This window comes from Aerococcus urinae (assembly GCF_001543175.1).
Classification (GTDB): Bacteria; Bacillota; Bacilli; order Lactobacillales; family Aerococcaceae; genus Aerococcus; species Aerococcus urinae.
On record NZ_CP014161.1, the window covers coordinates 897,696 to 909,065 of the forward strand.

General features: G+C 38.9%; 12 protein-coding genes. All 12 read left to right on the forward strand.

Features of this window, described 5'->3' with window-relative positions; translation table 11 throughout:
• Positions 1–28 precede the first annotated feature (28 nt).
• Positions 29–340, forward strand: a complete 312-nt coding sequence (locus AWM73_RS04165) for a P-II family nitrogen regulator (protein ID WP_060778209.1) — start codon at positions 29–31, stop codon at positions 338–340.
• A 24-nt stretch (positions 341–364) separates the two neighbouring features.
• Positions 365–1,825 carry a DUF1538 domain-containing protein gene (locus AWM73_RS04170; protein WP_060778210.1) on the forward strand — a complete coding sequence of 487 codons (1,461 nt, stop codon included), beginning with the start codon at positions 365–367 and terminating at the stop codon, positions 1,823–1,825.
• A gap of 32 nt (positions 1,826–1,857) precedes the next feature.
• A complete protein-coding gene (locus tag AWM73_RS04175; protein ID WP_230080676.1) occupies positions 1,858–2,517 on the forward strand; it encodes a P-II family nitrogen regulator in 660 nt (219 codons plus the stop codon).
• 106 nt (positions 2,518–2,623) lie between these two features.
• On the forward strand, positions 2,624–3,097 hold the full coding sequence (rimP, locus tag AWM73_RS04180) for a ribosome maturation factor RimP (RefSeq protein WP_060778211.1): 474 nt from the start codon (positions 2,624–2,626) through the stop codon (positions 3,095–3,097).
• Between the two features lie 12 nt (positions 3,098–3,109).
• The gene (nusA, locus tag AWM73_RS04185; protein WP_060778212.1) at positions 3,110–4,477 is read left to right on the forward strand and encodes a transcription termination factor NusA; all 1,368 of its coding nucleotides are present in this window, start codon (positions 3,110–3,112) and stop codon (positions 4,475–4,477) included.
• 11 nt (positions 4,478–4,488) lie between these two features.
• Complete coding sequence (gene rnpM / locus AWM73_RS04190) at positions 4,489–4,785, forward strand: RNase P modulator RnpM (RefSeq protein ID WP_060778213.1); 297 nt, start codon at positions 4,489–4,491, stop codon at positions 4,783–4,785.
• Complete coding sequence (locus tag AWM73_RS04195; protein WP_060778214.1) at positions 4,778–5,059, forward strand: L7Ae/L30e/S12e/Gadd45 family ribosomal protein; 282 nt, start codon at positions 4,778–4,780, stop codon at positions 5,057–5,059. The genes rnpM and AWM73_RS04195 overlap by 8 nt, the downstream gene beginning before the upstream one ends.
• A 71-nt stretch (positions 5,060–5,130) precedes the next feature.
• Complete coding sequence (gene infB / locus AWM73_RS04200; RefSeq protein ID WP_060778215.1) at positions 5,131–7,398, forward strand: translation initiation factor IF-2; 2,268 nt, start codon at positions 5,131–5,133, stop codon at positions 7,396–7,398.
• Positions 7,399–7,419: 21 nt separating this feature from the next.
• On the forward strand, positions 7,420–7,773 hold the full coding sequence (gene rbfA, locus AWM73_RS04205; RefSeq protein WP_013669767.1) for a 30S ribosome-binding factor RbfA: 354 nt from the start codon (positions 7,420–7,422) through the stop codon (positions 7,771–7,773).
• Positions 7,774–8,580: 807 nt separating this feature from the next.
• Positions 8,581–9,549, forward strand: a complete 969-nt coding sequence (locus AWM73_RS04210; RefSeq protein ID WP_060778216.1) for an ABC transporter substrate-binding protein — start codon at positions 8,581–8,583, stop codon at positions 9,547–9,549.
• Positions 9,550–9,630: 81 nt separating this feature from the next.
• Positions 9,631–10,515: an ABC transporter permease gene (locus tag AWM73_RS04215; protein ID WP_060778217.1), complete on the forward strand. Its 885-nt coding sequence runs from the start codon at positions 9,631–9,633 to the stop codon at positions 10,513–10,515.
• A gap of 16 nt (positions 10,516–10,531) precedes the next feature.
• The gene (locus tag AWM73_RS04220; RefSeq protein WP_060778218.1) at positions 10,532–11,338 is read left to right on the forward strand and encodes an ABC transporter ATP-binding protein; all 807 of its coding nucleotides are present in this window, start codon (positions 10,532–10,534) and stop codon (positions 11,336–11,338) included.
• The last annotated feature ends 32 nt before the right edge of the window (positions 11,339–11,370 follow it).

An 11,370-nucleotide genomic window follows, 5' to 3' on the forward strand; every position in this document is an offset into this window, starting at 1 on the left:
GAATCTTTTGAAGAGAGGAGCTGTTATGATGCAAGAAATGATTATTACCATTGTTGACCATAAATATGGTCGCGATGTGATCAAAACTGCCCGGGAAGCGGGAGCTGTTGGAGCTACTGTCGTTAAGGGACGTGGAGCGGGTTACAGAGATTATGAAGCCGCCTTTGATGTCACCATCGAAGAAGAAAAGGATATTGTCTTAATGGTGGTAGATAGTGAAAAGGTAAGTGCCATTTCCCAGGCTATTGTAGAAAAAATGAACCTGAGATCACCAAATTCAGGAATTACCTTTTCCCTACCTGTCAATAATACGACTGGTTTATTGCGTGAAATTGAATAAAATCTGAAAGAAAGGAGAGCGTCTATGGATGTTTTAATTGATAGTTTTAAAGAAACAGCTTACTCGGTATTACCTGTGGTGGCTATTGTATTAGTGCTATCATTTTTTGTGGTTGATGTGCCAGCTAATATGTTGCTCGCTTTTATTATTGGGGCGATTTTACTCATGTTAGGATTGACGATTTTTTTAACTGGTATTGATGTGGGGATGACCCCAATTGGAAATCACTTAGGTCACTATGTTGCCGGGAATAGTTCAGTTAAGGTCATTGCAGTGATCAGTTTTATTATTGGTTTTGCAGTGACTATCGCTGAGCCAGACTTATTGATACTGGGTCTGCAAATTCAAGAGGCGACCTCAGGTGCCTTGAGTCAGCAACTAGTCGTCTTATCAGTCTCTATTGGTGTGGGGATCATGATTGCTTTTGGAGTTTTTCGACTCTTGAAACGAATTGCTTTAAAGCATTTCTTTGCACTTGTTTACGGAATTATTTTAATACTGGCTATTTTTTCTGAAGACTCTAACATTGCTATGGGATTTGACGCTTCTGGGGCGACAACAGGAGCATTAACCACTCCCTTTATTTTAGCCTTGTCAGGTTCCCTTGCCCAAAGGATGGGGGGGAAAGATGCTGAAGACAACGCCTTTGGTCTAGTCGGAGCCATGAGTACTGGACCGATCTTAGCGACACTTTTACTGATTCTATTATCGCAAAGTAATATTCAACCGGCTGAATCGGTGGTTGAACCGACACAAAATGTGTTTTATGCCATTGTATCCAGTTTTCTACCGACTCTAGTTGAATCGATCATTGCCCTTATCCCGATTGTTCTCTTATTTATTTATATGAACTGGAGACATTTCCAACTTGATAAAGAAGAATTGATGGATATTTTTAAAGGAATTATTTATACGGTGATTGGTTTAACTATTTTCCTAGTTGGTGTCCATGAAGGTTTCATGGATATGGGGAAATTCCTTGGCCAAGCCATGGCTGAAAGAGGAAATCTGTGGTTAATAATTACTGGCTTTATTCTCGGCCTAGTGGTTGTTTTAGCTGAGCCTGCTGTCCATGTCTTGGGAGATCAAGTCGAGGATGTTACGGGTGGATATATTCCTAATAAAATCCTTATGATTGCGCTATCCATAGGGGTGGCTCTAGCAGTCGGTTTATCCATGTTACGAATTTCCAGTGACCAGTTAATGGTCTGGCACTTCCTCTTACCTGGTTTTGCTTTGGCAATTCTCTTGTCTTACCAAGTCCCTAATCTATTTACTGGGATCGCCTTTGATGCTGGTGGGGTAGCCTCTGGTCCGATGACAGCTACTTTTATTTTAGCCTTTGCCCAAGGAGCAGCTGACTATCTTCCCAATGCAAATGCCTTAGATGCCTTTGGTGTGATTGCTTTTGTTGCTATGATTCCAGTGATCATGGTAGAATTACTCGGATTAATATTTAAGATTCAAACAAAGACAAGTGATTAAGTATAAGCGCTGATGGAGAAAGGGGAATAAAAGTGAATAAAGAACCGGTTTTATTTTTAGCCATTGTTAAAGAAGGTATGGCTAGCCGTCTATTGAAGCGTGCCAAACAAGCTGGTGCATCAGGTGGAACGATTATTAGAGCCTATGGGACTGTTCAAAGCAACTTATTGCGGTCCTTGGGTTTACAAGGAGCTGAACGTGAAATCTTTTTAACCATTGTTCCAAAAGAAAAAGAAGCGGATATTCATGCCCATTTAGAAGATGCCTTGAAATTAAAGAAAAAAGGGACAGGTGTTCTATTTTCGTTTGATGTGTCTTCTTATTTAGGTAATCAAAACCATAGCTATCTCTTTAATGAGGCAGACCAGGGAAGCAAAGACCAGCTCCTGGTAACCATAGTACAAAGGGATTTAGCTGATCAAGTGGTTGATGCTGCCCGTGATGAAGGGGCTAAGGGAGCGACGATTTTACATGGTCGTGGAAGTGGTGCCCATGAAAAATCCACCATTTTTTCCATTCAAATTGAACCCGAAAAAGAAATTGTTTGGATGGTTCTTCCCGCTAATAAAATTAAACAAGTTACAGATAATATTTCAGAGACTATGAAAATTACGGAGCCGGGCCATGGCCTAATTTTTTCCTTGCCGATCTCAAGTGTCAGTGGCTTGATAGGTCAGGGCAAAAAAGCCTAGCTATTGCTAGTTAATGAAAAATATGCTAATATAAAAGTGTTGTATAGGAAAGGAAGGAGTGAGCGCTAGCGCTCACTCTTTTTCATGAGTAGAAAGTGAGGGAAGTATGGCTAAAGTTACTGACCAAGTGAAAGCATTAATTGAAGCTGATATTAATGAAATGGGATATCAATTATTTGATATTACTTTTTCCAAAGAGGGTAAGGATTGGTATTTACGCATCTACATCGATAAGAATGACGGCATAACGATCGCTGATTGTGTCAAAGCGAGCGAAAAGATTTCTGAAATCTTAGATAATGTCGAAGACGACCCTATTCCCCAAGCTTACTACCTAGAAGTGTCTTCTCCTGGAGCGGAACGTCCTTTGAATAATGACAATGCTATCCAACAAGCAATTGGTAAATGGGTTCATTTAAATTTCTATCATGAAATCGATGGTAGTAAATTTGTTGAAGGACGTCTTTTAGAAGCTAGTGAACAATACTTTACTTTAGAAGTAAAAGATAAGACCCGATGGTTAGTTCAAGACTTTCCGCGTAAAAGCGTGTCTTTAATTCGTTTAGCAATAGAATTTTAAAGAGGGATAGAAATGAGCAAACAACTAATTCAAGCCTTTGAAATGTTAGAACAAGAAAAAGGAATATCTAAGGATACCATCATTGACGCAGTGCAATCAGCGCTGGTCTTTGCCTACAAGCGAAATTTTGACCAGGCACAAAATGTCGAAGTTGTTTTTGATGATAAAAAGGGGAGTTTCCACGTTTATTCAGTGAAAGAAGTTGTGGAAACGGTGATGGACTCTAATTTAGAAGTTTCCCTAGAGGATGCCTTGGAAATCAATCGTGGTTACGAAATTGGTGATAAAATTCGCTTTGAAGTCACACCAGAAGATTTTGGACGTATCGCTGCACAAACAGCTAAGCAGGTCATTACCCAACGTTTACGTGAAGCAGAACGTGAAATCATTTATGAAGAATTTATCGATTATGAAGATGACTTGTTAACTGGGACAGTGGAAAGACAAGACCGGCGGTATATCTATGTGAATTTAGGTAAAATTGAGGCAGTTTTAACCCCTGAGGGACAAATCCCTGGAGAGTATTTCCAACCCCATGACCGTATCCAAGTTTATGTGGAAAGGGTTGAAAATACTACAAAGGGACCTCAAATTTACGTGAGTCGTACCCATCCTAATATGCTAAAACGCTTATTTGAGCAGGAAGTGCCAGAAATTTACGATGGAACCGTTGAAATTCGGGCAATTGCTAGAGAAGCAGGCGATCGGTCCAAGCTAGCCGTTTATTCTAATGACCCTAATGTGGATCCGGTGGGAACCTGTGTGGGTCCTAGAGGTAGCCGGGTGCAAACAGTGGTTAATGAACTAAAGGGTGAAAATATGGATATTATCGAATGGGATGAGGATCCTGCGGTTCTTATTGCCAATGCTTTAAATCCTGCTGATGTTCTCGCTGTTCACTTTGTTCCTAATGAACAGGCTTGTGTAGTCGTTGTTCCGGATAATCATTTGTCTTTAGCCATTGGTAAGCGGGGGCAAAACGCTCGTCTAGCAGCTAAGTTAACGGGTTATAAGATTGATATTAAGTCTGAAACCGAGTATGAAGACTATCAAGATTCTGAAGAATACAAAGAAAAATTTTTACAAGATCAAAATTCTGAAGCTGAAAGTGAAGAAGTCGAAAGCCTCTTAAACGATGTTAATGTAGAGGAAGAACTCATGAGTGATCCGGCTGCTCTAGCTAGTGATTCTCTTGTTAGCGAGGAAACTGATCCTTTATTATCAGAAGTCTCTGCAGATGACCAAGCTGGCTTCGAAAATTATGATGAAGAAAATATCCATCCTGATGATATGGAAGAAATTGTTTCAGATGTTGAGGAATCCGATGAAGTGACTTACGATGAATTGTTGGATGAAGGTCAAGATCTTGAAAAAGAATAGAGGGGATATTTATGAAAAAGCGCAAAATACCGATGCGTCGGTGTGTTGTGTCTAATGAGCAATTTCCAAAAAAAGAGTTAATTCGGGTTGTCCGTACACCAGAGGGCGAAGTCGCTATTGACCCGAGTGGGAAAATGAATGGACGAGGTGCCTATGTCGCTACTGACCCTGACTTAGTTCAAAAGGCATGGGATAAGCACATACTAGATAAGCACTTGGAAGTTGCTATTGATGACGCTTTTTATAGTGAATTAAAAGATTACGCTGACCATATGCAAGCTAGAAAAGAGCTATATGGCAATGAATAAACGCTTAAATCTTTTAGGACTTGCCCAGGTTGCTGGTGGTTTGATCAGTGGAGAAAGCAGTGTTATTGAAGCCGTTCAAAACGGCAAGGCCCGTCACGTCATCGCAGCGACAGATTTAAGTGAGCGTTCATTAAAAGCCATTAAGAACAAATGTGATTTTTACCAAGTTCCCTTGAGTTTAGAATTTACCCAAGCAGAGATAAGCCAAGCCCTCGGTAAGAAGCGGTCAGTTTGCGCTTTTACTAACCAAGGCTTTGCTAAAAAATTTAATTGATTGTGTTTCAAGTGATATTTCTTATAGGAGAGAACAAATCATGAAGCGATAAGATTAAGGAAGGTGATGACATGTCAAAAAAACGTGTCTATGAATATGCAAAAGAAAAAAATATTTCTAGTAAGGAGTTATTAGCTAGCGCTAAAAAGGCTGGATTATCCTACACTAGCCATATGTCTTCGATGACTGATGAAGACATCCAAACTATGGAAAAGTATTTTGAAAAGGAAAAAAGTCAGCCAAAGCAAAAAGAGTCTAGCCAAGAGAAACAAGGCAATAAGCCATCTCAGTCTGAAAAAGCTGGTAAGAGACAAGAAAAGCATAGTAATCCTAACAAAGGCGAGAAAAAACCAGCGAATAAGCAAGAAGAAAAAGGTCAAGACCATAAAAAGAAAGACGGTCAATCCGGCAAGAATAGCCAAACAAATGCTAATAAAAAGGCTAATAAGAAAAACAATAAAAAGAATCGCCGTAAAAATAACAAGCAATCAAAATATGAAGACAAGCATTTAAAACATAATCAACGTAAAAAAGTGCAACATAATAATTCTTCAGCCCCCAACCGCAAGAAAAAAGAAAGTCCAGAAAAAATTGAATTTACTGATGGCATGACCGTCGCTGAGTTAGCTAAAAAAATCAAACGATCTCCAGCTGATATCATTAAGAGTTTGATGATGCTTGGTGTCATGGCCAACCAAAACCAAGCTTTGGATTCAGATACCATTCAATTAATTTTAGCTGAATATGGCATTGAAGCTGAAGAAAAGGTTATTATTGACCCAACTGACTTCGACCATTATTTCGAAGAGGCTAAAGAGGAAAAAGCAGATAATTTAGAAGAACGTCCAGCTGTTGTAACCATCATGGGACACGTTGACCATGGGAAAACTACCTTACTAGATTACTTAAGACACGCCAACGTGGTTGAAGGGGAAGCTGGTGGCATTACCCAACATATTGGTGCCTACCAAGTCCATGCTAATGACAAAGAAATTACCTTCTTAGATACTCCGGGGCATGCGGCCTTTACTACTATGCGTTCACGTGGAGCTGACGTCACCGATATTGTCGTCATTGTTGTAGCAGCTGATGATGGTGTTATGCCACAAACTGTTGAAGCCATTAACCATGCAAAGGCAGCCGAAGTCCCTATTATCGTGGCAGTTAATAAAATTGATAAACCACAAGCTAACCCTGACCGTGTTAAACAAGAATTAACCGAGTATGAGTTGATTCCAGAAGAGTGGGGTGGCGATACCATTTTTGTTAATATTTCAGCTAAGTTTGGTGAAAATATTGATGAATTACTTGAAATGATTCTCTTAGTGGCTGAAGTTGAAGAACTTAAAGCTAACCCTAATCGCAACGCCCTTGGTTCTGTGATTGAAGCGGAATTAGATGCCCATCGTGGTGCTGTAGCGACTATTTTGGTTCAAGAAGGAACTTTACACCAAGGAGACGCTATTGTTGTAGGGGATACTTACGGCCGGGTTCGTACGATGACTAACGATCAAGGTCGTCGAATTAAGTCAGCTGGTCCTTCAACGCCAATTGAAATTACCGGTCTACAAGAAGCCCCTCAAGCAGGCGACCGTTTTGTGGTCTTTGATGATGAAAAGACTGCTAGAAATATTGGTGAACGTCGTGCTCAACAAGCTCAAGAATTACGCCGCCATCAAACCCATAAGGTGACCCTCGATAATCTGTTTGATACGATTAAAGAAGGCGAAATGAAGACCGTTAATATTATTATTAAGGCCGATGTCCAAGGCTCTGTTGAAGCCATCGCCTCCAGTATGAAGAAAATTGATGTTGAAGGTGTTAAGGTTGATATTATTCATGGCGCTGTCGGTGCTATTAACGAGAGTGATGTATCCTTAGCGGCAGCTTCTAATGCAGTTATTATTGGTTTCAATGTCAGACCAACGCCAACAGCTAAGACCCAAGCCCAAGAAGAAGAAGTCGAAATTCGTCTTCATAACGTGATCTACAATGCGCTTCAAGAAGTTGAAGACGCAATGAAAGGTCAGTTAGATCCAGAATATAAAGAAGAAATTACGGGTTATGTAACCATTCGGGAAACCTACCATGTTTCTAAATTAGGAACTATCGGTGGAGGTTATGTCACGGATGGTTATATCGAAAGAAACAGTAAAATTCGTTTAATTCGCGATAATATTGTTATCTACGAAGGCCAATTATCTTCCCTACGTCGTTTCCAAGACGATGTTAAACAAGTTAACAAAGGCTATGAATGTGGGTTAATGATTGAAGACTATAACGATATTAAAGTGGATGATCAAATCGAAGCCTACCATATGGTAGAAGTGAAGCGTTAATAGTTAACAAGGAGAGATTTTATGTCTACAAATCGTCGCGTAGAGCGAGTTAGCCAAGAAATCTTACGCGAAGTTAACTCGATTCTGCGTAAAGAAGTTAAAGATCCTCGTGTCAAAAATATTACCATTACTGATGTTGATTTAACTGGTGATTTACAAAACGCTACTATCTATTATTCCACCTTATCCGATTCACAAAGTGAGCATGAAAAAGTACAAAAGGGACTTGATAAGGTCAGCGGCTTAGTACGTTCGTTGTTAGGTCAGCGTTTACGTATTTATAAAACTCCAGAAGTGGTTTTTAAGCGTGATGAATCCATTGAATATGGTCAACGTATTGACCAGTTATTGGCTCAGTTAAATAAAGAAGATTGATATTCTTCGAATAGAGTCTGATAAGCGCGTCAAAAGGCAATACCGCTGGAAGAAAAGGGTGGCAAAATTTCCAAAGAGAAGTTTCCATCACTTTCTAAAGTGAATGTTTGCTCAGTGCTTGAAATATATTTTGAAAAGAGGCTGTATATCTGTACGGCCTCTTTTCTTATTTCAAACTGAAACTTAGAAATAAAATTTTAATAAAAGACTAGCAAGGTGGATTAAAAAATCAAAGTTTATATTGAATTAATGAACACAAATGATCAAAATATCAGATCAACTTTGTAATAAAAGCTTCAAGATTACGCTTAAATAAGTCTTTTTGCCTTATTATTTATTAAATGAGAATTTAAATTTATAAAACATAAACTTATATTTTAAATTAAGTGTTGACTTTATCTTAAAAATTGTTTAACATTACTTCAACAGCTTAAGAAAGGAGCATGTGATCATGTTAGTTAAATACCTTATCAATCAGAGCGCATGCTCTACTTATCAAAATGTACGATTTTACTTTAGCTATTTTAGATAGCGTTTGTACTATGAAACATCATAGATACAAACGTCAAACTCAAGTTTGTATCTATGATGGCTAAGGATCTTAAGCATGTCTAGCCCTCATAGAATGGATAAATTCTAAATGGGCTATACCACTATTAATATATGCTATTAATAAGCCCATTTAGTTTTGTCCAAACTAGGTGGGCTTTTTTTATACCTTTTGGGGGAGTGGTAGTATGGAAGGTCCGTTTAACAGTCAAAAACAATAGAAAATCAACTGTGTTTATTTAGTGTTATGGAGGAAAAATGATGAAAAAATATTTACGTTATATTACAGCAGGTTTATTAACATGTGTATTAGCCGCTTGTTCCAATCAAGGTAATGAAAGCAGTACTAAAAAGGTCGATGTGGGGATTATCCAATATATGGAACACGATTCCCTACAAAGAGCTAAGGAAGGCTTCCAAGATAGTCTGAAAGAAGCTGGCTATGAAGAAGGAAAGAATTTAGCGATTGAATTCCATAATTCTCAAGGCGACCAATCCAACTTGCAAAGCATTACCCAACAATTAAAGGGTAAAAAGGACCTGATTTTAAGTATAGCTACTCCTGCTGCCCAAGCTATGCTAAACACTGACAAGGAGACCCCGCAATTATTTACGGCTGTTACTGATCCGGTCGGCGCTAAATTAGTCGAGAGTATGGAAAAACCGGGTAAAAATATGACCGGTACCAGTGATATGGCCCCGGTTGCTGATGTCGTTGATTTATTATTAAAGGCTGATCCATCCATTAAAACCATTGGGATTTTATATAATTCAAGTGAAGTAAACTCAGAAGTCCAATATGAACAAGCTAAAGAATATATCGAATCCAAGGGCTTAAAAGTCGAAAGTATGACAGTGACATCAACTAATGACGTGCAACAAGCAACTAAAATCTTAGCAGAAAAAGTAGATGGTATCTACCTACCAACCGATAATACCATTGCTAATACCATTCAAACTATTGGTAAGGTCCTAATGGAGACCAAGACGCCATCAGTTGCTGCTTTCGATGCTGCTATCGAAGGTTCCCTATGTGCCTATGGGGTAGATTACTATAAATTAGGACAACAAACAGGGAACATGGCAGTAGAAATTCTTAAGGACAATAAAAAACCAGAAGACATCCCAGTGGAAATGTCTAAGGACCTAGTCGTTAAAGTAAATGATGAAATGGCTGCTGCCTTAGGCATGGACAGTGAAGAATTGAAGGCGCGTTTGAAAGGCTAGTAGCTAAAGTAATTAATAATTATTAAAAGAATTGAAAGATCAATAGCCAGACCAGGCATATTTAGAAGAGGTGCAAAAAGAATGGATTTAATGATATCTAGTGTTTCACAGGGAATGATGTGGTCAATTTTGGCCATTGGAGTATATATTACTTTTAGAATCTTAGGCTTAGCCGACTTATCCGCAGAGGGAAGTTTCCCTCTGGGAGCGGCAGTCTGTGCTAAATTATTAGTTAGCCAAGTTCATCCCTTTTTAGCGGTTTTAGCGGCTCTTCTAGCTGGCGCTCTGGCTGGTTTCTTAACTGGTTTTATGACGACAAAGATGAAAATTCCGGCTCTCTTAGCAGGGATCTTGACCATGACTGGTCTTTATTCCATCAACTTAAGAGTCATGGGTCAAGCCAATACTCCCTTACTAGGAGAAAAAACCTTGTTAACTTTCTTGGAAAACATGGGTCTATCAACAACTTGGTCACCCTTCTTACTGGGCTTATTAACTGTCGTTCTTATTGTTTTAATCCTTGTGATTTTTATGGGAACGGAGTACGGATTGAGTTTGATAGCAACTGGAGATAATGCTTTGATGGCTGAAGCTAACGGGATTCGAACAGACCACGTTCAATTAGTTGGCTATATGATTTCAAATGCCCTCATCGCTCTATCGGGAGCTTTAATTGCTCAATATAACGGCTACGGGGATTTATCGATGGGGACAGGAACGATCGTTATTGGACTAGCTGCTATTGTGATCGGCGAAGTTTTATTAAAACAAGTCAAGCTTCCTGTACGTTTACTATCCATTGTTTTAGGAGCGATTATCTATCGGGTGATTATCGACTTGATCATGAAATATATTCCAATTTTGCCAAGTGACATTAAGATCCTATCAGCCATCGTCTTAGCGATTATCCTCTGGGGACCACAAGTAGAATGGAAGACTAAAAAAAGCCCGAGCTTAAATCATTAAGGAAAGGAAAATTAACATGAATGAATTAGTTCAATTAAAGAATTTAAATAAGGTATTTCAAACTCAATCTAGTAAAGCTCATCAAGTCATTAAAGATTTAAATCTTTCGATTAAGGATAATGATTTTATCAGTGTTATTGGCAGTAATGGTGCCGGAAAATCAACCATGATGAATCTTATTGCCGGAACGATTCCCTTAAGCTCAGGGCAGATTTATTTAGCCGATCGTGAAATTTCTACTTTACCAGCTTATAAACGGGCAAAAATGATTAGTCGGGTCTTCCAAGACCCACAAATGGGAACAGCCAAGTCTTTAAGCGTAGAAGAAAACTTAGCCATTGCTTATAAGCGAGGACACAAGCGCAGCTTCCAAACATCTATTACAAAAGATATGCGTGAAGAATTCCGTTCTCGTCTAAGCACCCTAGGTATGGGCTTAGAGAACCGCATGCAAGAACGGGTAAGCTCCTTATCAGGGGGTCAACGCCAAGTCTTAACTTTACTTATGGCTGTTTTACAAACTCCAAAACTTTTACTTCTTGACGAGCATACGGCTGCCTTAGATCCTCGCACGAGTGCAATGGTAATGTCTTTAACCCAAGACTTGGTCAGCCAATATCAACTGACTACTCTGATGATTACTCATGATATGAATGATGCTCTATCATATGGCAATCGTTTAATCATGCTTCATGACGGTCAAGTAGTCGTTGATATCTCTGGAGAAGAGAAAGAAAATTGTAGCATTGACGACTTACTACAACTTTTCCATCATAATGTAGGTGAAAGCCTTAATAATGATGAGTTATTATTAGCTAACTAAGAAAAATCAAATTCTTTTAATGAAAGCGCTTT